Origin of the sequence: Micromonospora sp. NPDC048170 (genome assembly GCF_040652795.1) — a bacterium.
GTDB lineage: Bacteria > Actinomycetota > Actinomycetes > Mycobacteriales > Micromonosporaceae > Micromonospora.
Genome location: NZ_JBEZMR010000002.1, coordinates 346,066 through 370,962 on the forward strand (window position 1 = coordinate 346,066; position 24,897 = coordinate 370,962).

The following is a 24,897-nucleotide window of genomic DNA, read 5'->3' on the forward strand; positions in this document are numbered from 1 at the left end:
CGCCCGGCGGTCGGGTTGCAAAAGGAGTCGGTGCCGGTGGCAACCATGCCCCCTCATCGTCACGCACCGGGACGGTCTGCTCGTCCGGGTGGCCTGCGCAGGGTCGCCCATCGTCTGCTCACCCTGGTCGCCGCGGCGGCGGTCGGCGCCGGCATGCTTGCCGCGCCCGCGTACGCCGAGCCCTCGGTCGACGAGATCGAGGCCGCGATCAACCAGAAGTGGGAGCAGCTGGAGCCCACCATCGAGCAGTACAACAAGGTGCGGGCGCAGCTGAAGGTCAACACCAAGAAGTCGGCGGACCTGGAGAAGAAGATCCAGCCGCTGGCGCTGGAGAGCGAGCTGGCGATGGACCGGGTCGGCGACCTCGCCGCCCGCTACTACATCTCCGGCCCGTCCCACGACATCGGTGCCCTGCTGGTCAGCGCCAAGCCGGACACGCTGACCGAGCAGTTGACCCTCCTGGACCGGCTGGCCGCCAACGAGCGCAAGCAGCTCCAGGGCGTGACCACCCTCCGCGAGAAGTACGACGGGGAGAAGCAGAAGCTCGACACGCTCATCGCCGCCCAGAAGAAGCAGCAGAGCGACCTGGCGGCGAAGAAGAAGCAGATCGACGCCGACATCAAGAAGCTCGAGGCGTCACTGCCGGTGACGACCGTCAAGACGGAGAAGTGCCCGACCATCAACGGGGTGGTCAGCGACGCGGCCCGGACCGCGATCAGGACCGCCTGCGCCCAGATCGGCGACCCGTACGTCTGGGGCGCCACCGGCCCGAACTCGTTCGACTGCTCCGGCCTGACCCAGTACGCCTACAAGGCCGCGGGGATCCACCTCACGCACTTCACGGGTGCCCAGTGGAACGAGGGCAAGGCCATCCCGCGCTCCGAGGCGCGCCCCGGTGACCTGGTCTTCTTCTTCAGCGACCTGCACCACGTCGGCCTCTACCTCGGCAACGACAAGATGGTGCACGCGGCCCGGGCCGGCAAACCGGTCAACGTCTCCAGCATCAACACCATGCCGTTGGCCGGGTTCCGCAGGCCCGGCTGATCCCGTACCCCGCAGAACGAAAGGGTCCCCGGTCGACCGGGGACCCTTTCGTTTTTGCGATGGATCAGCGGGGCGCGCCCAGTGGCGAGGGCAGCAGGTTCACGTCGTCCAGGTTGACGTACATGATGCGGTGGCCGAACTGGATCTGCACATACTTGTTGTCGCCGCGGATGACGGTCCGGTCACCCGGGGCGGAGCCGTCGAACGTGGTGGCCCGGTAGTACTCGCCGGGGAGCACGTTGCCCACGGCGTACCGCTCACCGGCCGACAGGGTGTACTGCAGGGGCGAGATCGTCTGGTACGGCACGCCGGCCGGGTACGCCGCCTGCTCCGGGTACGCCCGGCCGTACACCGGGATGGTGGTCTTGCCGGCCTTCGGGGTGGCGACCAGGCCAACGCTCCACTTGGCCGTCCTGGCGCTGGCCGGGTTGTGGAACCACGACTTCTGGCCGAGGTACCAGATCGCCGTCCAGTCTCCCCGCACCTCGGCCAGGGCGTACGTCTGTCCGGCCGAGACCCGGGCGCCGTGGTCGGAGACGTACATGGTGTTCGGGGTGCCGTCGGGCCGCAGCGCGATGTCGTTGACCAGCGGTGCGTCGTGGCTCGGCGCGTTGTGCAGGGGCAGTGCGGACGACCCGCGCAGCGGGCAGGGAGCCGTCGGCGGGGGCGGGTTCGGCACGCCCGGCGGCTGCCGGTTGCAGCCGGTGAACTGCGGCTGGTTCGTGGCGAAGTCCGGGTCGATGGTGACCAGCCCCGTCCGCGGCGTGCCGGTCGACTTGAACGGCGCCTTGAGCAGGTCGAAGTAGTGCGACCAGTTCCAGTACGGTCCGGCGTCCCAGTGCATGCCGCGCACGTTCGCGGCGACGGTGCCGGGGACGTTGTCGTGCCCGATGATGTGATTGCGGTCCAGCGGGATGTTGTACTGCCGCGCCAGGTGGCGGACCAGCTTGGCGGAGGTGCGGTACATCGCCTCGGTGTACCAGGTGCCGTGGCCCGCGAAGCCCTCGTGCTCGAGGCCGATGGACTTGGAGTTCACGTACCAGTTGCCGGCGTGCCAGCCGACGTTCTTGGTCTTGATGTGCTGGGCGATGTGGCCGTCCACCGAGCGCAGGGTGTAGTGCCAGCCCACCCGCTTCGGGTCCTTGACCAGGTTGACGCTGGGCCCGAAGTAGCCCTCGGTGTCGTGGATGACGATGTATTCGATCTTCTGCTGCGCGGGCCGGTCGGCCAGGTCGTGGTTGCCGTACGCGCCGAGGGTGGTGCCGTAGTTCTGGTAGGGCGCCGGGATCCACTCGCACGAGATGTCGTCGGGGCACTCCAGCCCGTCGGGCCGGGCGAGCTTGCGCAGGCCCAGCCGGTCCAGCCAGGAGCGCTCCGGCAGGACCGCGCTGGCGGCGAGGGTGACCCGCTGCCCGTCGTCGGTCAGCCGGGTGTCGCCCGTGGCGATGGTGGCGTACACCTCGTTGGCGAAGGCCGCCGCGGCGTCGGCGCTGTCCGCGCCGGAGTAGCGGGCCACCGCGCCATACCAGGCCGCCGGGTCGGTGTCGGCGCCGACCGGGGCACCGATCTCTCTCTGGTACGCGGCCAGCAGCGCCGCGCCGCCCCGGATGTTCGCCGTGACGTCCGTCCGCAGCGCCTCCTCGCTGGCGCCGGTCAGTTCGGCGGCAGCGTCGAGCGTCCGCAGGGCGGCCTCGGCGGGAGCCGGTTCGGCCGCCGACTCCGGCGTCTCGGCCAGGGACGGGCGGGAGTCGTCGCCCCGCGGGTCCTCGGTGCCCTCCTCGTGGTGGGTGCCCCCGGGCAGGGCGGCGACGTGCTCGGCGTCGGTGAGGTGCATCGGTCCGTAGCCGGCGCTGGTGCTCGGCGTGCCGGCGTTGGTGTCCCAGCGGGACTGCAGGTAGGAGACTCCGAGCAGGACGCTCTCCGGCACGCCGTACTCGGCCGCCGCGGCGGCGTACTGCTGCTGCCGGTCGGCCGTCGGCGCGGCGGCGGCGGATCCGGCGGCGGTGAGCGGCGTCGCCACCATGGCGGCGGCCACGGCGGCGGCCAGCAGGACGCGTCTGCTCCTCGTTGTCGCTGACAGGTGCATCAGACCCCCAGTTCGGACGGGCAAAGGTGGGGCCACCTTCGCCTCATCCACCGCCTCCGGTCAATACCTTTCCATCAGACACTTCATAAGGAAGAAAATCTTCGTCGCGTGGGTTGCGATCTCGCCCGGCCCGGTGGGAATACGGAGTGTCATGGCCTGGAGGGTTGCGGATCGATAACGGCCGTCTCTACTCTGGTCTTTCGTCGGCCGGTGACAATCCGTCCACCCAGGGCGGTGACGGTCCGACACCGCCGAGTCGCTCCCGAGCGAGCCGGGGACCCAGGTTCCCCGGGGTGAATCCGCAGTCCCTGCGGTAGGGCGCCCCTTCCCGCCCGAACCCGTCAGCTAACCCGGTAGGCGGTACGGAAGAAGGAGTACGGACCCCGGTGGCACACCATGCCCCGCGGCCACCGTCCGCCCGGCCGGCCCTTGCCGACCCGACGACGGCTGCGCCGCGCCCACGCTGGTACCGCTGCACCACCGCCCTCGCCGCCCTTGCCGCATTCGCCGTCGTCCTGATCGGCGGAGCCACGGCGGCCCACGCCGAACCGACGGTCGCCGAGATCGAGCGGCAGATCGACGAGGACTGGAACAGGCTCGAACCGGTCATCGAACGGCACAACGCCGTCCGACAGGACCTGGCCGCCAAGCGGAAGCAGGCCGACGCGCTCGCCGCGCAGATCAAGCCGCTGGAGGAGCAGGTCGGGCAGGCGATGGAGAAGGTCGGCGCGCTGGCCGTCCGCGCCTACAAGGGTGAACAGGCGTCCGCGATCAACGCCCTGCTCGGCAGCCGGTCGCCGAGCGAGATGGTCGGGCAGCTCGAACTGCTCGACCAGTTCGCCCAGCACCAGCAGCAGGAGGTGCGGCAGGTCGCCGAGCTGCGCGACCGGCTGGCCGGGAAGAAGGCCCCGCTGGACGAGATGGTCGTCCAGCTCGGCCGCACCGAGGCCCAGCTCGCGGCGAAGAAGAAGCAGATCAACGCCGAGATCGACCGGTTGCAGAAGCTGCGGCTGCGGATCTACGGCAGCGGGGGCGGCGGACCGCTGCGCCCCGCCCCCTGTCCGGCCAGCTATCCCGGCGGCGCGGCCGGCACCGCGGTGACGTTCGCCTGCGCCCAGATCGGCAAGCCCTACGTCTGGGGCGCCGACGGGCCGAACTCGTACGACTGCTCCGGCCTGATGCTCGCCGCCTGGGCGAAGGCCGGGGTCTCGCTGCCGCACAACGCCGCGCAGCAGCGCCGGGTCACCGCGACCGTCAGCCGGGCCGAGCTGCGCCCGGGTGACCTGGTTTTCTACTACAGCGACCTGCACCACGTCGGCATGTACGTCGGCGGGGGCTGGGTGGTGCACGCCTCCCGCGCCGGGGTGCCGGTCAGGATGAAGAAGGTCGACGACGGCCCGATCCACAGCTACGGCCGCCCCGGCTGAGGTGTAGTAAGGGCACCTTCCTAACGCATTCGGTACAGGAAGGTGCCCTTCCCAACTGCCGACGGCCGGATCAGCGGACCGGCCAGGTGCGCCAGTGCTGCCAGGAACGGCTCGGGGTCGGGCCGCGCTGCCCCTGGTAGCGCGAGCCGTAGACGGCCGAGCCGTACGGGTGCTCCGACGGCGACGACAGCCGGAAGATGCAGAGCTGGCCGATCTTCATGCCCGGCCAGAGGGTGATCGGCAGGTTGGCCACGTTGGACAGTTCGAGGGTCACGTGACCGGAGAAGCCCGGGTCGATGAAGCCCGCCGTCGAGTGGGTGAGCAGCCCGAGCCGGCCGAGTGAGCTCTTGCCTTCCAGGCGGCCGGCGAGCTGGTCGCCGAGCGAGATCACTTCGAGGGTCGAGGCGAGCACGAACTCGCCCGGGTGCAGCACGTACGGCTCGCCCTCGGGCACCTCGACCAACGACGTGAGGTCGTCCTGCTGCTGCGCGGGGTCGATGTGGGTGTAGAGGTGGTTGTTGAAGACCCGGAAGAGTTTGTCCAGGCGTACGTCGATGCTGGACGGTTGCACCAGCGCGGGCTCGAACGGCTCCAGCGCGAGCGTGCCCGCCTCGATCTCGGAGGCCAGGTCGCGGTCGGAGAGCAGCATCCGAACACCTTAGCGACCGATGCGCGTGACCTGCGTGTCGGAGTGCATCTTCGTACAGTTGTTCGATAGAATGCCCGCATGGCTTCCTGGTCCGAATTCGCCGCCGACGAGCCCCGCCTCGCCGACGGGATCCGCCTCCTCATGCAGCAGTACGGGCCGGGCTTCGGCTACCTGGCCACCGTCCGCGCCGACGGCGGCCCGCGCGTGCACCCGGTCTCTCCGGTGATCACCGACGAGGGGCTCTTCTGCTTCGTCGTCGACTCGCCCAAGCGGCGCGACCTGGAGCGCGACGGCCGCTACGCGCTGCACTCCTTCCCGCCGGAGGAGAGCGACGACGAAGCCTACGTGGCCGGCCACGCCCGGCCGGTGACCGATCCGGCCCGGGTCGACCGGTTGGCCCGCAGCCAGCGGGCCGCGCCACAGGTCGACTGGCGGGTCTTCGAGTTCACCGTCGACGTGGCGATGCTGGCCCGCCGGGAGCCTGGCGTCGCGGGCGGCGCCGGCGAGGGGCACGGTCGGCCCGCGGTCCAGGTGTGGCTCGATCCGCACGCAACCGATGCCGGCACGGTCGTGGTGCCCGAGACCCGGTCGGGGGGCGTCGGCGGCCACGCCGCCCGCCCGGCCGCCTGACGCGGTGTGGCGCCCCGGGCCGTCCCCGTCCGGGGCGCCACACCGTGACCACAGCCAATGTTCGCGCGCCCTCCGGGGCGCACAGACGCCGGTGCCGGCCCCGTCGAGCGAGGCCGGCACCGGTTGAAGTCGTACGGCGGAACTATGCCGCGCGGTACGCGTTCCAGGCGGTCAGCATGCGGCTGGCCTGCCCGGCGGTGAACTGGTACATGCAGGAGTCGTAGCTGTAGTCCATGAAGTTGGTGATCGGGTCGACGCCCGGGGCGGTGCAGGTGTCCCGCCCGGTCGGGCACTCGAAGGCGGGCGATGCCTCGGCCGCCGTGTCGCTGACGCTGTCGCCGCCGGAGCAACCGCCCTGGAAGGTGTGGTAGAGGTTCAGCCAGTGGCCGACCTCGTGGGTGCCCGTGTCGCCCAGGTTGTAGGGGGTGGCGGTGCCGCCCGGCAGCGACTCGCTCAGCACGACGACGCCGTCCATGCTGCTGAGCTTCCGGGTGGGGAAGGTCGCCCAGCCGAGCAGGCTGTCGCTCAGCTCGCCCAGGTAGATGTTGAGGGTGTTCTTGCCGCCCGTACGCAGCGAGTTCTTCATCGACCGCTCCGCCGAGGAGCCCGACACGATCGGGTACCACGACGGGTTCGTCACCCGGTTGATGCTCTGGAGCTGGAAGGCGAACGCGGTGGACGCGCCGCCGGTCGCCCCGCTGAACGACTGGTTCAGCACGTTGATCTGCGAGTTGATCATCGAGTCGGGGATGTTGCCGCCGGCCCGGGTGCTGTTCTCCTGGATCACGTGCACCACGACGGGAATGGTGACGGTGGCGGCCATCGCGGAGGCACCCGCGCCAGCGCGGAACCGCGCCCGCTCACGCAGCGCGGCGGCCATGTCGGCCTCGCGCTCGCGGGTTTCCGCGAGGGTCAGCTCGTTCGGCTCGTGCTTGGCTCCGCCGCCCGGCTTGATGCGGGCGTCAGAGTGGACGTCGGCCGGCTCGACGCAGACCTCGCTCGGGGCGGCGGAGAAGGCCGAAGCGGCCGGTACGACGCCCACGGCCGCGGTGCTGAGCAGCAGTGCGAGGGTCGTCGACGCGACGCCGGCCGTACGCCGGGTCAGCAGGTTGGGACGCAGTCCCATGGGCCCACCTCTTTCTGGCGACGCGACAGGGGGTATGTCACGCCGTGGCTGAGAACGTTGGGCAGACGTTACAACCGATCGACGGATTTGAGAACGGTGATATGTTGCCGAGGCGAAACTTTTCCTGGCAGGGCTTCCCGTGATCCACACCTGGCGACGGCCGTTGTGACGCTCTGTGCCGATCGCGTCGTCCGGCCGCCCGCCTGGCGCCGATGTACGGGTGTCGGCGCGCCGGACGCCAGATGATCATAGGCGGCGGCTGTGCCGGTGCCCTCCTGGCCTCCTGGCGGGGTTTCGCCCGCAGTGCTCGGCGATCCTCGTGCAGGAGGACCTGTGAGGGGCGGCCGTGCCGTCAAGATCGTGGTGACGGGCGCGCCGGAGGGGTGCCTGGGTGCATCGGCGCGGGGCCTCAGGTACAGTGGTGCCGCCTGCGGGTGTAGTTCAATGGCAGAACATCAGCTTCCCAAGCTGACAGTGCGGGTTCGATTCCCGTCACCCGCTCCACCGTGAGGCTCCGGCTCAGGGCAGGTTTCCTGGCTGGGGCCTCATTCGTTGTTGTCGCTTCTTGCGCCGGCCGTGCCCGTCACGTGCCCGATTCTGGCTCTGCTTGATCTGCGAGCTGAGCGCGTCGGCGATGTGCTCGTCACGCTCGCGGGCCGTGTGCTGATAGATCAGCGCGGCCCGGTCGAGGCATGACCCGTCCGGGCCATCAGGTCCGCGAGCTTGCTCCGGTGCGCGACGCAGGCACAGCCGCTGGATGATCCACCGCTCCGCGTGGTCGCTGAGCGTGATCCGCGCCCGCTCGGGATCGATCCACTCGCGCACCAGGTGGACCATGCCGGAAGGCCGGTGAGACCTGAGGCCGTACCTGCGTCTGGTGACCTCGGCCTTCGCCTCCGCCGGCCGTCCGTCGGCTGACGGTCACGGCAGCTCGACGGCGGACGAGGGGTGGAGGACGGGGGAACTCTCACGCGGGTGGTAACGGACCCGGAGACCGACGAGGGGCCCGGCAAGCGCCGGGCCCCTCGTCGTGGTGTTGCTGGTTACCGGTCCGCGAGTCGCTTGCGCGCCGCCTCGGCGGCGGCGATGCGGTCGGCCCGGTCTTGCAGGGTGTGGACCTTCGCCCCGGTCGTCCGCGCGTCCTCGGTGGTACGGCCCGGCGTCCGGAACACGTTCGTGGCGTTCGTCTGCGACACGTAGCCGCCAGGACCGCAGATCCATACACCGAGGCCGGTCAGTTGGGCATTGTTGACCACGGCCGCGGACCCGAAGATCAGGCCGGTCTGTACCGAGCCCGACATCTCGTCGGACAACTCGATTACCGCGTCGCCCACGGCCGGCGCGTTGCCCGGCGTCAGCATCAGCGGGGCGTCGAGGGAGGCCATCAGGGCGCCGCCGGCGAGCGCGTCCGGCCAGTTCATGCCGGTGGCGACGCCGATGTGGTTCTGCCCGCCGAAGAAGGACCAGGCGATCAGCAGCGCGGTCTCGAAGCGGTCGGCACCGGCCAGCGGAATCCCGTTGTAGGGACGGGTGGCGATGTCACCCCAGAGCCCCACACCGTAGATGTCCGACTGGTCGGGAAGCGCGTCGAGGTAGTTCCTGGTCGCGTCCGGCAGGAGGCCGTCGTTGGTGAGTACGACGACTGCGGAGGTGCCCTTGCCGGGCAGGTTCTGCGCACCTGCGGCGGCGCCGGCCGCGAGCGCGTCGGGGAAGTTCATCCCGGTGGCCGTGAGCACCATGTCGGGGGTCGGGTCGATCGCGTTGGCGATCGCGACCGACGTCGCGAAGCGGTCGCTACCGGCGATCCGGACCGGGTTGAAGCCCAACGCCCGCACCTGCGACTCGACTGCCGGGGAGAGCGCCCCCGCGGCACTGCCGAGCAGATAGACCCTGCTTCCCGGGGCCAGGATCCGGGTCAACTCGGCACCGGCCGCCGGCTGGAGCGAGGCGGTCGGGGTCATCAGCAGTGGGCCCTGCTTGGCGGCAGCCAGGGCGGAACCGCCCAGGGCGTCGGCGAAGTTGTCCGACCGCGACAGCACCGCCACAGAGGCCCGGGGACGGGCGTCGGAGGAGTTGCCGGCAGTCGCCCAGTGTGACTTCGAGATGGCCGTCGCCGTGCTGAACCGGTCGGTGCCGGCGAGCCGGACCACCCGGTCGGAGGTGTGCGGACGGGAGTCCGGGACGCCGGCGGGCACCTGGTGGACCACGGTCTGGCCGGTGGAGTTCGTGACCGCCACCTGCGTGCCGTGGCGGTAGAGGACCGACCGGTTGTCGCCGTTGATCACCGGATCGGACTTCTGCGTGCCGCCCGTGGTGAGCTGCGCCGGGTTGGCGCCCGAGGAATCCGCCGTCCAGACCTGCCCGCCCCGGATGAAGGCGACCCTGGTGCCGTCCGGCGAGACCGAGGGACTGGCGGCGTCGGTGATGATCCGGGTGTAGGCGCTGCCGTCGAGGAACCCGATCTCGGGCGTGCCGGTCGGGTTGCCGCTGCCGTCGTCGGCCTGCCGCTGCACGACGATGCGCTGACTGTTGTTGGTGTCGGGCTGGAAGTAGTGGTGACCGTCGTTCGGAGAGCGGCGGGCGATGTCCCAGCCGTACGTGCTCGCGGCCTCCTCGATGCGCCACGGCGTGCCGTCCGCCTTGGCGGCCCAGATCACCGTCGAGCCGTCGCCGACCCACTCCGGGGTGGCCCGTCGGACCCCGTTCTGGGGCCCGGCGATCGGATAGATCGCCCTGCTGTCGCCGATCGTGGCGATCTGGTGGTTGCCCGTGACGAAGACCGCGCGGCTGCCGTCCGGCGACCATGCGGCGTCGGTGATGGTCTGGTCCTCCGCGACGAGGTCGCGGTTTTCGGCGGTGCTGGACAGGACCTTCGTGCCGTTGCTGGTGGTGACGCTGCCGCCGCCGCGGTGGGTGGCGAGCGCGGCGTCGCCGCCGCCGAAGAGGGTGGTGGCGCCGACGGCGAGCAGCGTGGCGCAGAACGCCGAGCGGCGTCGGAAACTGGTTCGGGGCAAGAAGGCTCCTCGACAAGAATGAGTGCGCGCGGATGCTGAGATCGGCGGCCAGGCCAGCCGGGCGGCGCGGGATCACTGTAGAGGAACCCTGCGACAGGTCGCTGCCCTGAATCGGTGCGATGCCGCGCTGAGCAGCCGCTGCCCCGCCGGTGATCGTCCTGCCGGCTCCACCGTTCAGTCAGATGTCCGTACCGCATCGGCGACTCGGGGCAGCGCGAAACTAAAAGATCTCTTAAGGTTCTGCACATCTGCGCCGCCCCGCGCCGGATCAGCCGGCGGACGGGTGCCATCCCCACGGCGCGCTTCTCAGCAGGGAGTTCCCTTGCCTTCAACTTCCCTTCGCAGGTCCGCGGCGCTCGCCTCGGCCCTCGCGGTCGGTTCGACCGCGCTCGTGGCGGGTGCCCCCGCCGCCAGCGCCAGCCTGCCCGGCTCCGGCAACGTCCTGACCACCAGCAACAACACCACCTCACTCAGGTTCTACAACGACTCGTCCCGGACCGTTCTGGCGAACCCTCTCGACGAGCGGATGCGGGCGGCCTCCTGGTCGCCGGACGGCAGCGTCGCGGCCTACATCGACCCGGAGGGCGGCATCAGCACCGTCCGCTGGGACGGTCAGGGCTGGTATCCGAAGATCCTGCCGGCCGCCGACCTGAACGCGCTCCGCGAGAGCCCGACCTGGCGGGGCAACGGCTCCAGCGTCATCTGGGCGGAGAAGCTCTCCGGCCAGCCGTGGCGGATCCGCACCGCCCCGAGCTCGTCGTTCTACGACTTCGGCGGGCAACTCACTCCGGTCGGCGACACCCGGCACTACCGCAACCCGGACGGCGGGCCCGACCTGCGGGTGGTCTTCCAGCGCCACGAGGACAACGGCGGTCAGCCCGCCGCCGCGTCCAGCGTGGTGCTCTACGACCCGAACAAGCCCGTCGACCAGCGGATCACGCTGGTCGACGACAACGGCTCCAACCCGGCGCTGTCGCCCGACGGCACCAAGGTGGCGTTCGTCCGCAACGGTCAGATCATCGTCTCCGACCTGAACGGCGAGAACGAGGTCGTCGTCACCAGCAACAACGCGGTGCACGACAACCCGGTCTGGTCCCCGGACGGCAAGACCATCGCCTTCAACCAGGGCGGCACCCCGGTGGCCACCGCCGCGGCCAACGGCTCGCAGGCGGCCAACCCGATCAACGTGGCCGGTGCCAGCGGGGTGCCGGCGTACCAGCCGCGGAAGAAGGACCGGGTTGCCCGTCTCGCGGGCCAGAGCCGGTTCACCACCTCCACCGCGGTCTCCCAGTCGCACTGGAAGACGGCCACCAGCAGCACCGACAAGCGTGAGCAGGCCCGGTCCGTGGTGCTGTCCCGGTCGGACACCTTCGCCGACGCGCTGAGCGGTTCGGCGCTGGCCGCCGCCAAGCGTGGCCCGCTGCTGATGACCCCGCCCACCTCCCTGGAGCCCGCCACCCAGGCGGAGATCCAGCGGGTGCTCGCCCCGGGCGGCACCGTGTACCTGCTCGGTAGCCCCGGCGCGCTCTCCAGCGGGGTGGAGAACTCGGTCCGGGCGCTCGGCTACAAGGTGGTGCGGATCGCCGGTGCCGACCGGTTCGGCACCTCGGTGGAGATCGCCAAGGCGATCGACCCGACCCCCGACCTGGTCCTGCTCGCGACCGGCATGAACTTCCCGGACGCGCTCGCGGCCGGCGCCGCGGCGGGCTCCTTCAACGCCTACCCGGGCTCCACGGAGTCTGCCGTCGTGGTCCTCACCAACGAGGCCAAGCTGCCGCCGGCCACCAAGACCTTCCTGGACACCCTGCCGAAGGCCTCCCGCACCCTGTTCGGCATCGGCCGGTTCGCCGCCCAGGCCGCAGTGGCGTACGACGGTGAGCAGGCCGCCGTGGAGGTGTGGGGTGACAGCCGCTACGAGACCGCGCTCATCACTGCGTGGACGTTCTTCGGTGGCCAGAGCTCCGTTGGGCTCGCCACCGGCACCAACTGGCCGGACGCGCTCGCTGGTGGCGCGCTGATGGGCCTGATCAACGGCCCGCTGATGCTCACCCCGGGCAACGCCACGGACCTCGGCATCGACGCCGAGTTCCTGCTCGGCGAGTCGAGCGGTTCGACCCGCGAGACGCTGATCTTCGGCTCGGCCGCAGTTGTCACCGACCGGCAGCGCAACCAGGCCGGTTACTGGATCGGCGGCCCGCTGGGCTCGAACATCGCCAGCAACCCGACCGACGTCGGGCTGACCGCCCGCAGCGGCGCCGGCCTGCGGACCGCTGGTGCTCCGGCGACCGGCGGGCACCGGACGGCGGAGGAGGCGGCCGAGGCTGCCAAGTCCGCTCGCGAGCGCCGCGCCGCCCTGGGCTGAACGATCCACTGAGAAGGGCCCGGCCGTCACGGTCGGGCCCTTCGTCGTACCTCGGCGGACGCCGAGGACGGTACGGGAAAGGCGGAGCGGGCGCGGGGACGTGGGCGGTGCCGGCACCGGTCCGGGCGACGCCAACCCTAGGCTGGCGATCATGCGGATTGGCATCGTGATCCTTCCCGACCAGCGTTGGTCCGACTCCCGACGCCGCTGGCGGCAGGCGGACGAGTGGGGCTTCGACCACGCCTGGACGTACGACCACCTGGGCTGGCGGGACCTGGTCGACGGGCCGTGGTTCGACTCCGTGACCACGCTGACCGCCGCCGCGACGGTGACCTCCCGGATCCGGCTCGGCACGCTGGTCGCCTCGCCGAACTTCCGTCACCCGGCGGCGTTCGCCCGGCAGGTCACCGCACTCGACGACGTCTCCGGCGGGCGGCTGCTGCTCGGCCTCGGCGCCGGCGGGATCGGCTTCGACTCGGCCGTGCTGGGTGGGGAGACACTGCCGCCGCGCCAGCGGGTCGACCGGTTCGCCGAGTTCACCGAGCTGCTCGATCTCATCCTGCGTGAGGACGGCACGACCTGGCGCGGGGAGTGGTTCACCGCCGTGGAGGCGCGGAACAACCCGGGCTGCGTGCAGACGCCCCGGGTGCCGTTCGTGGTGGCCGCCAACGGGCCCCGGTCGATGCGGCTGGTGGCGCGGTTCGGCCAGGGCTGGGTCACCACCGGCCCGGACGCGGACGACCTGGAGAGCTGGTGGGACGGGGTGGCCGGGGCGGCCGCCCGGATGGACGCCGCGCTCGCCGCAGCCGGCCGTGACCCGGGCACCCTGGACCGCTACCTCTCGCTCGACTCCGCGCCGGTCTTCTCGCTGCGCAGCGCCGAGTTCTTCGCCGACCAGGTCGGCCGGGCCGCCGCCCTCGGCTTCACCGACGTGGTCACCCACTGGCCCCGGGCCAGCAGCTGGTACGCGGGCGACGAGGCCGTCCTGGCGGACGTGGCCACCCGCCTGCTGCCCGAACTCCGCCGCGTCTGACCGTCCTGCCACCGGGACGGTGGCGGCTCGGGCCGGGGCGGCGCACTGGGCCGTGCTGGTGTCCGTGGCCTGACTGCGCTCCGCCCCGGGGCCACGTCGACGCGCCGGGCCGGCGAACGCGCCGCGCCGACGGGCTCAGGTGCCGAGGTCTCCGGTGGCGATCCCGCCGTCGCCGCCGGAGACCAGCCGGAACCGGATGCAGACGATCTCGCTGTCGTCGGTGACGGGGGTGCCGACCCGCGCCCAGTAGGCGGCGTGACCCTCGCGCCACTCCTCGATGGAACGGTCTCCCTCGCCTTCCGAGCGGGCGAAGTCCCACGGCACCTCGGCGAAGCGGACCACCTCGACGCCGGTGACCTGTACGACGCCGACCAGCGCGTCCGCGTCGTCGACGAGGGCCAGCCGCTCGCCGGGGTGCTCCAGTTCCTCGCACTCCTCGGCGTACTCGGTGACCAGCCCGGCGGTTGCCGTCTTCACTCCGGCGAGCACCAGGGTGTTCAGCCGTGTCCTCAGCTCACCGGGGGTGCCGAGGGCGAGGGTGCGCAGTCCACCGATCCGAGGCCACATCCTGCCGACGGTACCGCCGCCGCCGAGCGCCCGTCGTGGGGTTTCCACCCCCGCCGTCGGTGTGGCGCCGCGACGCTCGTTCAGATCAGTTGACCGGCGTAGCCGGCGGCGGCGAGCACCCGGTCGTCGCCGGTCGCCGCGTGCGTGTCCAGGACCGCGTCGGCCAGCTTGACCACGTGCGCGTCGCCGTGCCGCGCGGCCCGGGCGAAGACCTCCGCCGGGTCGCCGGTGGCCACCGCCGGTGGCGAGGCTGGCTGCGGTGGGGCGTACACCGAGGTCACAGCCGCCGTCGCGGACCAGGCCGCGGCGACGCTCGGCGCCCACAGCGCCCGGTCGAGAGCCGGCAGGGTACGCAGCACCGCGGTCGGCGCGGTCACCGCGTGCACCAGCATCACGGGATCGGCGTGCCCGAAGCGCAGATAGTCGAGGCTGGCGGCGTGCACCAGTGCGACCAGGTTCCGCTCGGCCCCGGCGGGGGTCCGCGCCGGGGGCAGTGCCGCCAGCGCGGCCGGCCAGTCCGGTACGGCCGGCAGCCGCCCGAGCCGGTCCCGGACACCGCCGCTCCGGTCGGCGATCCGGGGCAGCCCGGCCAACGCGGCGGCGACGGGTGGATCGACGTCGTCGGCCAGCCGAGGTCTCGACGCCGGCTGCCCGGGTCCGCCCGCGCCGCCGTGGCCGCCGCCCGAGGCGGGGTCGCCGCCCGGGGCAGCGCCGTTACCGGACGAGGCCGCGTGGGTCGGCCCGACGGTTCCGGCGCCGGTCGGCCCGGCGTTTCCGGCGCTGCTGGCCCCGGCGGCTCCGGCGCCGGTTGGCCCGGCGGTTCCGGTGCCGCTGGTGGTCTGGTTGACGCCGGGGACCGGCTGCCATCGGGCGGCCCAGTAGCCGAGGGCCTGGCCCAGCTCGGCGAGCCGCTCGGGGCCCTCCGGCGCCTTTCGTAGGGCGCGGACGGCGTGGCCGACCCGGATGACGCCGTGCGTGGCGCCGGCGGCGATGCCCGGCAGCAGCCGGGGCCACCAGGTGTCGAGCACCTCCCGCCAGGGGCGTTCCCGCAGCTCGCGGTCGAAGTGGGCCAGCCAGTCCCCGGCCCGTTTCGGGTCGCCGAGGGCGTCGCGCCAGTCCTCGATCGGGCGCAGGCCGCGCGGCAGCTCGTCCAGCCGCCCCAGGTACGCGTCCAGCCAGCGGTGCACTTCCCGGTCGTGTCCGTGCCGGACCAGTGCCTCCACGGCCATCGGCCCGTGATTGGAGAGCCAGCCCGCGTACTCGGGGCCGGTCCGGTGCAGCCGCCGGTACGCCTCGTCCAGGATTCCCTCGCCCACGGCACTTCCCTCGCCCATGGCACGATCCTCGGACCTCAACCGGGCTTCAGGTCAACCCGTCAGGTCGGTGCCCTCGACGAGCCCTCGGACGCGCAGCTCGGCGGCGATCGTCGGAGGGCAGTCGAGTACGACCGTGGCGGTGCCGACCGCTTCCGCGCCGCGCGCCGCGCAGATCTCGTAGAGCGCGCGTACCTGCGCCCCGGTGGCGACCCAGTCGTCCACCACCAGCACCCGGTCGCCCCGGTCGAGGCCGTGGTTCCGGACGGCCAGGTCGACCCGCCGGCCCCGGAAGTCCGGCTGGCTCCGCGCCCAGGTGAGTGGCCCGGCGGGCAGCCGGCCGTCGCCCGGCTTGTGTGCCGGCACGAAGCCGACCCCGAGCGCCGTCGCGGCGAGCGGGCCGAGCAGGTATCCGGTGACGGCCGGCGAGACGACCACCGTCGGCCGGGCTGCCCGGAACGGTTCCACGAGGGCCGGCCCCAGCCGGGCGAGGACTTCCGGATCCCGCCACCAGCCGGAGATGTCGCTGACCAGGTGACTGGCGCCGGGCCCGGGATCGATCCACCTGACCAGCGCGGCGAGACGTGCGCTCAGCTCGGAGGGCATGCGATCCATCCTGCGCCACGGGGGCTGGCCCGGGTGGCCCGCCCCGCCCCTGGGCTGCCCGGCCCACCTCGGATCGGATGATCGGCTACACGTATCACCGCAATTGCGGTCATATGCCTATGATCACGTTGACTTCGGATGTGCTTCTCTCGTTACGGTCCGACCCGGTTTGTTCAGATGACGAAAGGACCGGGCCGGTGGCTGGTAGGCACTCCCGTACCCGCATGTTCTCCTCGCCGGCCGGCATCGCGGCCACCGCGGCGGTCGGGGTCGCCCTCGCCGTCGGCGGCACCGTCGGTGCCGTCCAACTGACCTCGGGCGCGGAGACCGCCCGGCCGGCCGCCGTGGACCTCGCGCCCACCGGCCTGCCGAGCAGTGTGGCCCCCAGCTCGCCGGCCGCCCCGCCGAGCGCCAGCGCGTCGCCGAGTGTGACCGCCAGCCCCAAGGTCGCCCGGTCCACCCAGGCCCCCTCCCGGAGCAAGCCGCGCACCGCCGCGCCGAAGCCCACCGCGACGAAGAAGAGCAGCACCGCCCGCCCGGTGGTCGACAGCGGCTCGTGCGGCGCCTCGTTCTACTCCGAGGGGCAGCTCACCGCCAACGGCGAGAACTTCGACCCCTCCGCGCTGACCGCCGCCCACAAGACCCTGCCGTTCGACACGAGGGTCCGGGTCACCAACCCGGCGAACGGCAAGTCCGTGACGGTACGCATCAACGACCGCGGCCCGTTCATCGAGGGGCGCTGCCTGGACCTGTCCCGGGCCGCGTTCGCCGACATCGCCTCGCTCGACGCCGGCCACGTGCAGGTCCGGTACGAGGTGCTCGGCTGACTCTCGCCCGGTGGCGATCGGCCCGGTGACATGACCCGCGTGGACAGAACATCCTCGGACGACGGGCCAGGTTCATTCACCCGCTCACGTCCATCAGGCATGCTGTCCCTCGTACGCACGCGACCCTTCCAGTCGGGCCCCGGCCCACTGAGCCCCGGATCCCGCGCCGGCCTCGGCGCGGCCTTCGTCCTGCTCGCGATCGTCTCGGCCGTGGAGCTGGCCGACGGCCGTCCGGCGAACTACATCGCGCTGATGGCCGCCGCGCCGTTCCTGACGGCGGCACTGGCGTCGTGGCGCATCACGCTCGGCGTGGGCGTGGCCGCCACGGCCCTCGGGGCCGGCTTCGCACTCGGCGAGGAGGCCACGACGCTTCCCACCGCGGTCGCCGTCGCGGGCATCGCGCTGGGCACCGCGATCGCGGTGGCCACCGCAGCCGTACGACAGCGTCAGGCCGAGCGGATCGCCGAGCTGTCCCGGCTGGCCTCGGTCGCCCAGCAGGCCGTGCTGCGTCCGCTCGGGCCGCAGGTCGGCACGCTCTCGGTGGCCGCCCGCTACATATCGTCCACCGCCACGGCCGAGATCGGCGGTGACCTGTACGAGGCGGTCGACACGCCGTACGGGGTGCGGATGATCATCGGCGACGTGCGGGGCAAGGGCCTGGACGCGGTCCGCCTCGCCAGCATCGTGCTGGGCTCGTACCGGCACGTTGCGTACGAACGGGCGGACCTGCGGGCCATCGTGACCGACCTGGACCGGGCGGTGGCCCGCAGCGTGGGTGACGAGGACTTCGTCACCGCCGCGCTCGTCGAGGAACGGGGCGGGACGCTCACCATCGTCAACTGCGGTCATCCGCCGCCGCTGCTGCTGCGCCGGGGCGCCGTCATCCCGCTCGAACCGCCGGCCCCCGCCCCGCCGCTGGGCTTCATGCCGGTGGTCCGTCCCCGGGTGGAGCGGCTGGAGCCCGGAGACCGGCTGCTGCTCTTCACCGACGGGCTCGGCGAGGCGCGCCGGGACGGCGAGTTCTTCCCGACCGCCGACCGGGCCTGGCGGCTGCTCGGTCACGGCACGGTCGGAGACGGGCTCGCCTCGCTGGAGACCGCCCTGGTCGAGTGGGTGCACGGCCGGCTCGACGACGACATCGCCCTGGTCCTGATGGAGTACACGGGCTCGCGGGGTCCCGCGACGGTGGCCGTGCCGAGCTGGGAGGTCGGCGCGGCCGAGAGCTGAGCCGGCAGGTGTGTAATCGCTGTCACTTCCGAGATCGGGTTGTCGATGCCTACCCATCGGTAATACAGTCGGGGTTACTGATCGGTAACACCTGTCCGGAAGCGGGGCCAGCGAGCATGACCCACTACAAGAGCAACCTTCGGGACCTCGAGTTCAACCTCTTCGAGGTATTCGGGGCGGACCAGGCGTTCAGCCAGGAGCCGTACTCGGACCTGGACGTCGACACCGCGCGCGACATCCTCGCCGAGGTCGACCGCCTGGCCCGCGAGGATCTGGCCGCCAGCTACACGGACAGCGACCGCAACCCGCCGGTGTTCGACCCGGCCACGCACACCGCGCCGCTGCCGGAGTCGTTCAAGAAGTCGTACCAGGCGTTCATGGACTCCGAGTTCTGGCGGCTGGAGCTCCCGGCGGAGCTGGACGGCAGCAACGCGCCCCGGGCGCTCGTGTGGTCCCTCGCCGAGCTGATTCTCGGCGCCAACGCCGCCGTGTGGATGTACTCCTCCGGCCCGTCCTTCGCGCACGTGCTGCTCGTCGAGGGCGACGAGCGGCAGAAGAAGTGGGCGAAGCTCTTCGTCGACAAGCAGTGGGGCTCCACGATGGTGCTCACCGAGCCGGACGCCGGCTCGGACGTCGGCGCCGGCCGGGCCCGCGCCATCCCGCAGCCTGACGGCTCCTGGCACATCGAGGGCGTGAAGCGCTTCATTACGTCCGCCGAGCACGACCTGAGCGACAACATCATCCACTACGTGCTGGCCCGCCCGGTCGGCGTCGAGGGTGCCGGTGGCCCGGGCACCAAGGGCCTGTCGCTCTTCGTGGTGCCGAAGTACCACTTCGACGAGGAGACCGGCGAGCTGGGCGAGCGCAACGGCGCCTTCGCCACCAACGTCGAGCACAAGATGGGCCTGAAGGTCTCCAACACCTGCGAGGTGACCTTCGGCGAGCACGGCGTACCGGCCAAGGGCTGGCTGCTGGGCGAGAAGCACGAGGGCATCCGGCAGATGTTCATGATCATCGAGAGCGCCCGGATGATGGTCGGCACCAAGGCCATCGCCACCCTCTCGACCGGCTACCTGAACGCCCTGGAGTACGCCAAGAGCCGGGTGCAGGGCGCCGACCTGACCCAGATGGCGGACAAGACCGCGCCGCGCGTCACGATCACCCGCCACCCGGACGTGCGTCGCTCGCTGATGCTCCAGAAGTCGTACGCCGAGGGCCTGCGCGCCCTGGTCTGCTACACCGCCACCTGGCAGGACAAGGTCGCCATCGCCGAGGCGGCGGGCGACGAGAAGGCGACCAAGCTCGCCAAGCGGGTCAACGACCTGCTCCTCCCGCTGGTCAAGGGCGTCGGTTCGGAGCGGGCGTACGAGCTGCTCGGCCACGAGTCGCTGCAGACCTTCGGCGGCTCCGGCTTCCTCCAGGACTACCCGCTGGAGCAGTACGTCCGGGATGCGAAGATCGACACCCTGTACGAGGGCACGACCGCGATCCAGAGCCTCGACCTTATCTTCCGGAAGATCGTCCGGGACAACGGCAAGGCCCTGATGGCGGTCGCCGCCGAGATCCAGGAGTTCATCGCCACCGAGGCCGGCAACGGCCAGCTCAAGGACGAGCGGCAGGCGCTGGGCAAGGCGCTCGCCGAGATCCAGAACATGCTCGGCGTGATGACCGGCTGGCTGGGCGAGGCGCAGGCCGGCGACACCCGGGCGCTCTACAAGGTCGGCCTGGCCAGCCGCCGCTTCCTGCTGGCGATCGGCGACCTGGTCGTCGGTTGGCTGCTCCAGAAGCAGGCCGACGTGGCTCTGAAGGCCCTGGCGGGCGAGGTCTCCACCGGGGACAAGGCGTTCTACACCGGCAAGGTGGCCGCTGCCCGGTTCTTCGCCCGCGAGGTGCTGCCCCGCATCGGCGCCGACCGGCGGATCATCGAGGGCACCGACCTGGACATCATGGACCTCCCGGAGGAGGCCTTCTGAGGTACGCCGTAGCGCGCCACGGCGCGGCGGTGGAGCCGGCGACGAACCGGTGGTGATCCGGCACGACGGCCGGCGGGCAGCAGCCCGCCGGCCGTCGTCGTCCGCCCGCCGTGTCGGATCGGTCGTCGCGCAGCCGTAGGCCGCTGCCTCCGCCGACGCCCGGGGGCCTGCGGCACCCCGGAGCGTTCGACACGCGCCGGTCACGCAGAGTCGCGGTCTCCCTTCCCGCCGGCCCTCCGCTCTCCGCCCTTTGCTCTGCAGCCACCGATGCACCAACGACTCTCGGTAGCTGTTGCTTCCATGGCTGCAGAGCAAAGCGTCTGCGCAGGTAAGGCGGCGGAGGAGCAGGGGTGTGCTGATTCGACCGATCTGAGGGATTCGTGTCCTGTTTGTGGGCGTGATGATGCCTGGCATGGCGCCTACGGGGAGTTACCGGCCAGCCTCTCGGGGGCGGTCACTGTGCGCAGTTGCGGGCGACGTCGCGTCGCTCGGCTGGGTGGGAAGGATTCGGCGGGGCGGCCCGAGTGGCCGCAGCCGGCTATTCGGGGTCGTCATCCGGGTAACCGCGCGGCGTGACGGGTAACCGTCGCGGGGCCACGTCGGAGCGCGGGGCCACGTCAGAGAACGCCCAGAGCCACCGCACGGGGGAGTGCAGCGCACATGGGCATTGGTAGCGGAATCTTCCTGATCGCGATCGGCGCGATCCTCACCTTCGCCATCAGAGCCAACGTCTGGTGGGTCGACCTGCGCGCGGTCGGCTGGGTCTTCATCCTGGCCGGGCTGGGCGTCCTGCTCACCACGCTCTGGTTCTGGCAGGACCGTCGCAAGCGGGCGCGGACCCTGATCGTCGAGGAGAACCGGCTCTCGCATCCGACCGCGATGATGCCACCGCCGCCCGATCCGCCGCCGCCGACGGCGCCACCGTCCTGAGCCATCCGCCGCGCACCGGCGGGCGGCACCCCGAGGGCGAGCCACCCGCCGCACACCGGCGGGTGGCTCAGCCTCGTGCGGTGTGCCGGTCGGTGATCGGTGCCTGTCCCGGCCCGAGTTCCGGCCAGTCGACGTCGGGCCGGTGCACCACCACGTCGCTGGTGCGCATCCCGTCCTGGTCCGCCCGTTCCGGGTCGAGCAGCGCCGAGAGCAGTGAGATGCCTGGGTTGTGCGCGATCAGCAGCACCGTGCGGACGCCCGGATCCACGTGCCGGACCAGCGTCAGCAGGTCCTCCGGGCGCGCCTCGTACGCGTCCGCCTCGTAGCGCACGACGGGGGCGGGACCCGCCGAACCGCCCTCCGGCGGCGAACCGGTCATGCCCATCGCCACGCTGTGCCAGGTTTCCCGGGTACGCCGGGCTGTCGAGCAGATGATCACGTCCGGCAGCAGGTCGTGCTTGGCCAGCCACACGCCGGCCGCAGCCGCGTCGGCGTGGCCCCGGGTGGCCAGGGGACGGCGTACGTCCGGTGTCTCCCCGGGTGCCTCGGCCCTGGCGTGCCGGAGCAGCACCAGTGTCCGCCCGTGGGGGTGCGCGTCCATCATGTCCCCAGCTTGCCCGATTGGCGATCAGAGTGCCTGGGTAAGTCGATGGATGCCGCACCCTCACCGATGGCCGCGGCGGAAGGAAACGCCAGGGGACAGCCGAGGAGGCGACGAGATGGGCTTTGGTGGCAGTATTTTCCTGATCGCGTTGGGGGCGATCTTCGCGTTCGCCGTGGAGGCGGATCTGGGCTGGCTCAACCTGGCCGTCGTCGGCTGGGTGCTGATGCTCGCCGGCGTGGCCGGCCTGCTGCTCACCCTGCACTTCTGGAACTCGCGCCGCCGGGCCGTGGTCGCTCCGGTGCGCGGGGACCGGGTGGTCTCCGAGCAGGTCGTGCCGGTGCAGGGGGACCAGGTCGTGGAGGAGTACCGCGAGGTGCGTCGGCCACGCCGCACCGTCTGACGTCCCGACATCTTCTCTTCCGGGGGCTCCGCCACGGCGGGCCCCCGGCGCGTGTCCGTCAGGCGAAGAGGGCGAAGTAGATGGCGATGTGGTGGCAGAGCGCGGCCACGAGGGTGCAGGCGTGGAAGAACTCGTGGTGGCCGAAGACGGTGGGCCAGGGGTTGGGCCGGCGGAGCGCGTAGAAGACCGCGCCGACGCTGTAGATCGCGCCGCCCACGATGAGCAGCACCAGGGCGGTGACGCCACCCTGGTGCAGGATGTCGGGCAGCATCGCGACCGATACCCAGCCGAGCGCCAGGTAGAGCGGCGCGGAGACCCAGCGCGGGGCGTGCGGCCAGACCAACTTGACGGCCACGCCGCCGACCGCGCCGCCCCAGACCAACGCCAGCATGATCGCGGCCGGCCGGGGTTCCAGCAGCAGTACGCAGAACGGCGTGTACGTGCCGGCGATGAACAAGAAGATCATCGAATGGTCCATGCGGCGCATGATCTGGTAGCCGCGCTCGGACCACACCCGCCGGTGGTAGAGCGCGCTCGTGCCGAACAGCCCGGACACCGTCAGGCTGTAGATGACGCAGCTGACCAGCGGGGCCCAGCCGGGTCGGGTGGCGGCGATCGAGCTGAGCACGATGCCGCAGACTCCGGCGACGAAGAACGCGTACGTGTGCAGCCAGCCGCGCATCCGGGGCTTACCGATGTCGACCGGCTTGAGTCGAAGCGGTGCGGGGGTCGTCACGTCCCTTAGGTTACGGCACCGTAGGTTACCTTCGGGTAGTGCGTCCGGTCACGTGGGACGACGGTCGACCGACCCTGGTGCCGTACGCCGGTCAGGGAGTATGGCGGGATGCGGATCCGACCCGTCGGGACCAACGCCCTGCTGCTCGACTGTGCCGACGCCGACCAGGTGGAGGCATGGCGGGCGGAGCTGTGGCGGCGGCGCGAACGCGGACAGTTGACCGTCGTCGAGATCGTGCCGGCGGCCACCACCGTCCTGCTCGACGGCGTGCCCGACCCGGCGGCGACGGCCGCGCGCATCGCCGCCTGGAAAGCCGGAACGGCCGCCTCCACGGAGACCGGCGGGAGGGCCGCAACCATCGACCCCGCAGCCGCCGCCGGCCTGGTCGAGGTACCGGTGACGTACGACGGTGCGGACCTGCCCGTCGTCGCCGAGCACTGGGGCGTGGACGTGCCGGCGGTGATCGAGCGGTTGGGGCGTACCCGCTTCCGGGTGGCGTTCTGCGGCTTCGCCCCGGGATTCGCCTACCTCACCGGGCTTCCCGCCGAACTGGCGGTGCCCCGGCTGCCCACCCCCCGCCCCCGGGTGCCGGCCGGTTCGATCGCCCTGGCCGGGCCGTACGCCGGGATCTATCCGGCGGCCTCGCCCGGCGGCTGGCTCCTGGTCGGGCGCACCGACCTGGCTCTCTTCGACGTGCACGCCGACCCGCCGGCCCGGCTCACCCCGGGCACCCCGGTACGCCTGGTGGCCGCGTGATTCGGACCGTCGAAGTGCTCCGCGCCGGGGCGCTGACCACCGTCCAGGACCTGGGCCGACCAGGGTGGGCACACCTCGGCGTACCCCGGTCGGGCGCACTCGACCCGGTGGCGCTGCGGCTGGCCAACCGGCTCGTCGGCAACCCGGAGCCCGCCGCCGGCCTGGAGATCACGATGACGGGCTGCGAGCTGCGGTTCCCGCGTGCGACGGCGGTCGCGGTGACCGGGGTCGGAGCCGCCGTGCGGGTCGGCGACCGCCCCGGTGACGTGGGTCGGCCGCTGTCGGTGCCGGCCGGCGCCGTGCTGCGGATCGGAGCGCCCCCCGACGGGCTGCGTAACTGGCTCGCGGTCGGCGGCGGGATCGCCGTCGAGCCGGTGCTCGGCAGCCGGGCCACCGACACCCTCTCCGGGCTCGGCCCGCCGCCGCTGCGCGACGGCGACCGGCTGCCCCTGGGCACACCGGCCGGAGCGCCCGCCCCGGTGGACGTCACCGTGCCGGCGTCCACCCCGACCGAGCTGCGGCTGGCACTGCGGCTCGGTCCCCGCGACGACTGGTTCACCGCGGACGCGCTGGACCGGCTGTTCGGCGGTGCGTACACGGTGAGTCCGGTGAGCAACCGGGTCGGCGCGCGACTCACCGGCGCGGCGCTGCCCCGCGCGGTGGCCGGGGAACTGCCCAGCGAGGGCATCGTGCTCGGCGCGGTGCAGGTCCCGGCGGACGGCCAACCGCTGGTCTTCCTCGCCGACCATCCGACCACGGGTGGCTACCCCGTCGTCGGGGTGGTGGACGACGTGACCCCGCTCGCGCAGGCCCGCCCAGGGACTACGGTCAGGTTCCATGGACCTCAACGCTGACCTCGGCGAGGGATTCGGCATCTGGCGGCTCGGCGACGACGCCGCGCTGCTGGACCTGATCACCTCCGCCAACGTCGCCTGCGGCTTCCACGCCGGCGACGCGTCCACCATGCGCCAGGTGTGCGAGGGCGCCGCCGAACGTGGGGTCGCCGTCGGCGCGCAGGTCGGCTACCGGGACCTCGCCGGCTTCGGCCGGCGGCACATCGCGTACGCCTTCGCGGAACTGCGCGACGAGGTCACGTACCAACTCGGCGCCCTGGAGGCGTTCTGCCGGATCTTCCGCACCCGGGTCCGTTACCTCAAGCCGCACGGGGCGCTCTACCACGCCGCCGCCTGCGACGAGGCCCAGGCGGCGGCGCTGGTCGCGGCCGTCGGCGACTACGACGACCAACTGCCGCTGCTCTGCCTGCCCGGCTCGGTCCTCGCCCAGCTCGCCGCCGGCGCCGGTCTGCGGGTGGTCGCCGAGGGCTTCGCCGACCGGGGTTACCTGCCCAACGGCTCGCTGGTGCCGCGCACCGCCCCCGGGGCACTGGTGACCGACCCGGAGCAGGTGGCCGCCCGGGCCGTCCGGATGGCCACCGAGCGGACCGTGGTCGCGGTCGACGGCAGCGTCATCCCGTGCCCGGTCGAGTCGATCTGCCTGCACGGCGACACCCCGGGCGCGGTCCGCTGCGCCGAGCTGGTCCGCGCCGCGCTCATCGACGCGGGGGTGACGCTCGCTCCGTTCGCGTGA

Annotated in this window: 23 protein-coding genes, 1 tRNA gene and 1 riboswitch; of the genes, 14 read left to right on the plus strand and 10 right to left on the minus strand. The window is 72.0% G+C overall.

Annotated features, from left to right (window positions below; all coding sequences use genetic code 11):
* Window positions 1–45 precede the first annotated feature (45 nt).
* Complete coding sequence (locus AB0D32_RS05155) at window positions 46–1,044, plus strand: NlpC/P60 family protein (RefSeq protein WP_357085109.1); 999 nt, start codon at window positions 46–48, stop codon at window positions 1,042–1,044.
* A gap of 64 nt (window positions 1,045–1,108) precedes the next feature.
* On the opposite strand, the gene AB0D32_RS05160 is transcribed toward AB0D32_RS05155, so the two are convergent.
* On the minus strand, window positions 1,109–3,130 hold the full coding sequence (locus AB0D32_RS05160) for a peptidoglycan recognition family protein (RefSeq protein WP_357085111.1): 2,022 nt from the start codon (window positions 3,128–3,130) through the stop codon (window positions 1,109–1,111).
* Between the two features lie 239 nt (window positions 3,131–3,369).
* Window positions 3,370–3,504, plus strand: a riboswitch (cyclic di-AMP (ydaO/yuaA leader).
* A 12-nt stretch (window positions 3,505–3,516) separates the two neighbouring features.
* Here AB0D32_RS05160 and AB0D32_RS05165 point away from each other — a divergent pair.
* Window positions 3,517–4,557 (plus strand): NlpC/P60 family protein, encoded by a 1,041-nt coding sequence (locus AB0D32_RS05165; RefSeq protein WP_357085113.1) that lies wholly within the window; start codon window positions 3,517–3,519, stop codon window positions 4,555–4,557.
* Window positions 4,558–4,627: 70 nt separating this feature from the next.
* Here AB0D32_RS05165 and dcd read toward each other — a convergent pair whose 3' ends face one another.
* Window positions 4,628–5,206: a dCTP deaminase gene (dcd, locus tag AB0D32_RS05170; RefSeq protein WP_357085115.1), complete on the minus strand. Its 579-nt coding sequence runs from the start codon at window positions 5,204–5,206 to the stop codon at window positions 4,628–4,630.
* Window positions 5,207–5,284: 78 nt separating this feature from the next.
* On the opposite strand from dcd, the gene AB0D32_RS05175 reads away from it, so the two are divergent.
* Complete coding sequence (locus AB0D32_RS05175; protein ID WP_357085117.1) at window positions 5,285–5,836, plus strand: pyridoxamine 5'-phosphate oxidase family protein; 552 nt, start codon at window positions 5,285–5,287, stop codon at window positions 5,834–5,836.
* 142 nt (window positions 5,837–5,978) lie between these two features.
* Here the strand turns inward: AB0D32_RS05175 and AB0D32_RS05180 are convergent, their stop codons facing one another.
* Window positions 5,979–6,962, minus strand: coding sequence for a zinc metalloprotease (locus AB0D32_RS05180; RefSeq protein WP_357085120.1), 984 nt, complete (start codon window positions 6,960–6,962; stop codon window positions 5,979–5,981).
* Window positions 6,963–7,392: 430 nt separating this feature from the next.
* Between AB0D32_RS05180 and AB0D32_RS05185 the strand changes: the two genes are divergently transcribed.
* Window positions 7,393–7,466, plus strand: a tRNA-Gly gene (locus AB0D32_RS05185).
* Between the two features lie 15 nt (window positions 7,467–7,481).
* Here AB0D32_RS05185 and AB0D32_RS05190 read toward each other — a convergent pair.
* Together AB0D32_RS05190 and AB0D32_RS05195 are read right to left on the minus strand one after the other, a co-directional pair.
* Entirely contained in the window at window positions 7,482–7,787 is a 306-nt protein-coding gene (locus AB0D32_RS05190; RefSeq protein ID WP_357085122.1) for a hypothetical protein, read from the minus strand.
* Between the two features lie 218 nt (window positions 7,788–8,005).
* Complete coding sequence (locus AB0D32_RS05195; protein WP_357085124.1) at window positions 8,006–9,976, minus strand: cell wall-binding repeat-containing protein; 1,971 nt, start codon at window positions 9,974–9,976, stop codon at window positions 8,006–8,008.
* Between the two features lie 322 nt (window positions 9,977–10,298).
* Between AB0D32_RS05195 and AB0D32_RS05200 the strand changes: the two genes are divergently transcribed.
* Together AB0D32_RS05200 and AB0D32_RS05205 are read left to right on the plus strand one after the other, a co-directional pair.
* Window positions 10,299–12,338, plus strand: coding sequence for a cell wall-binding repeat-containing protein (locus tag AB0D32_RS05200; RefSeq protein ID WP_357085126.1), 2,040 nt, complete (start codon window positions 10,299–10,301; stop codon window positions 12,336–12,338).
* 151 nt (window positions 12,339–12,489) lie between these two features.
* Window positions 12,490–13,371 carry an LLM class flavin-dependent oxidoreductase gene (locus tag AB0D32_RS05205; protein ID WP_357085128.1) on the plus strand — a complete coding sequence of 294 codons (882 nt, stop codon included), beginning with the start codon at window positions 12,490–12,492 and terminating at the stop codon, window positions 13,369–13,371.
* A 135-nt stretch (window positions 13,372–13,506) separates the two neighbouring features.
* On the opposite strand, the gene AB0D32_RS05210 is transcribed toward AB0D32_RS05205, so the two are convergent.
* From AB0D32_RS05210 to AB0D32_RS05220, 3 genes are all read right to left on the minus strand, one after another.
* Entirely contained in the window at window positions 13,507–13,938 is a 432-nt protein-coding gene (locus tag AB0D32_RS05210) for an ASCH domain-containing protein (RefSeq protein ID WP_357085130.1), read from the minus strand.
* Between the two features lie 80 nt (window positions 13,939–14,018).
* Window positions 14,019–15,272 (minus strand): questin oxidase family protein, encoded by a 1,254-nt coding sequence (locus AB0D32_RS05215; protein ID WP_357085133.1) that lies wholly within the window; start codon window positions 15,270–15,272, stop codon window positions 14,019–14,021.
* Between the two features lie 33 nt (window positions 15,273–15,305).
* A complete protein-coding gene (locus tag AB0D32_RS05220) occupies window positions 15,306–15,857 on the minus strand; it encodes a phosphoribosyltransferase family protein (protein WP_357085135.1) in 552 nt (183 codons plus the stop codon).
* Between the two features lie 197 nt (window positions 15,858–16,054).
* Here AB0D32_RS05220 and AB0D32_RS05225 point away from each other — a divergent pair, with 197 nt between their 5' ends.
* From AB0D32_RS05225 to AB0D32_RS05240, 4 genes are all read left to right on the plus strand, one after another.
* Entirely contained in the window at window positions 16,055–16,684 is a 630-nt protein-coding gene (locus AB0D32_RS05225) for a septal ring lytic transglycosylase RlpA family protein (RefSeq protein WP_357085137.1), read from the plus strand.
* Window positions 16,685–16,783: 99 nt separating this feature from the next.
* A complete protein-coding gene (locus AB0D32_RS05230) occupies window positions 16,784–17,911 on the plus strand; it encodes a PP2C family protein-serine/threonine phosphatase (protein WP_357085139.1) in 1,128 nt (375 codons plus the stop codon).
* 116 nt (window positions 17,912–18,027) lie between these two features.
* Window positions 18,028–19,884, plus strand: coding sequence for an acyl-CoA dehydrogenase (locus tag AB0D32_RS05235; RefSeq protein ID WP_357085141.1), 1,857 nt, complete (start codon window positions 18,028–18,030; stop codon window positions 19,882–19,884).
* Window positions 19,885–20,544: 660 nt separating this feature from the next.
* Window positions 20,545–20,814, plus strand: coding sequence for a DUF6458 family protein (locus AB0D32_RS05240; RefSeq protein ID WP_013730795.1), 270 nt, complete (start codon window positions 20,545–20,547; stop codon window positions 20,812–20,814).
* Window positions 20,815–20,881: 67 nt separating this feature from the next.
* Here the strand turns inward: AB0D32_RS05240 and AB0D32_RS05245 are convergent, their stop codons facing one another.
* Window positions 20,882–21,418: a histidine phosphatase family protein gene (locus AB0D32_RS05245; RefSeq protein WP_357085143.1), complete on the minus strand. Its 537-nt coding sequence runs from the start codon at window positions 21,416–21,418 to the stop codon at window positions 20,882–20,884.
* Between the two features lie 115 nt (window positions 21,419–21,533).
* On the opposite strand from AB0D32_RS05245, the gene AB0D32_RS05250 reads away from it, so the two are divergent.
* The gene (locus AB0D32_RS05250; protein WP_357085145.1) at window positions 21,534–21,818 is read left to right on the plus strand and encodes a DUF6458 family protein; all 285 of its coding nucleotides are present in this window, start codon (window positions 21,534–21,536) and stop codon (window positions 21,816–21,818) included.
* Window positions 21,819–21,876: 58 nt separating this feature from the next.
* On the opposite strand, the gene AB0D32_RS05255 is transcribed toward AB0D32_RS05250, so the two are convergent.
* A complete protein-coding gene (locus AB0D32_RS05255) occupies window positions 21,877–22,554 on the minus strand; it encodes a hemolysin III family protein (protein WP_357085147.1) in 678 nt (225 codons plus the stop codon).
* Window positions 22,555–22,662: 108 nt separating this feature from the next.
* On the opposite strand from AB0D32_RS05255, the gene AB0D32_RS05260 reads away from it, so the two are divergent.
* The 3 genes from AB0D32_RS05260 to AB0D32_RS05270 are packed head-to-tail and all read left to right on the plus strand — an operon-like array spanning window position 22,663 to window position 24,897.
* Window positions 22,663–23,310 carry an allophanate hydrolase subunit 1 gene (locus tag AB0D32_RS05260; protein ID WP_357085149.1) on the plus strand — a complete coding sequence of 216 codons (648 nt, stop codon included), beginning with the start codon at window positions 22,663–22,665 and terminating at the stop codon, window positions 23,308–23,310.
* Complete coding sequence (locus tag AB0D32_RS05265; protein ID WP_357085151.1) at window positions 23,307–24,164, plus strand: biotin-dependent carboxyltransferase family protein; 858 nt, start codon at window positions 23,307–23,309, stop codon at window positions 24,162–24,164. Before AB0D32_RS05260 ends, AB0D32_RS05265 begins: the two co-directional genes overlap by 4 nt.
* Window positions 24,148–24,897: a 5-oxoprolinase subunit PxpA gene (locus AB0D32_RS05270; protein WP_357085153.1), complete on the plus strand. Its 750-nt coding sequence runs from the start codon at window positions 24,148–24,150 to the stop codon at window positions 24,895–24,897. Before AB0D32_RS05265 ends, AB0D32_RS05270 begins: the two co-directional genes overlap by 17 nt.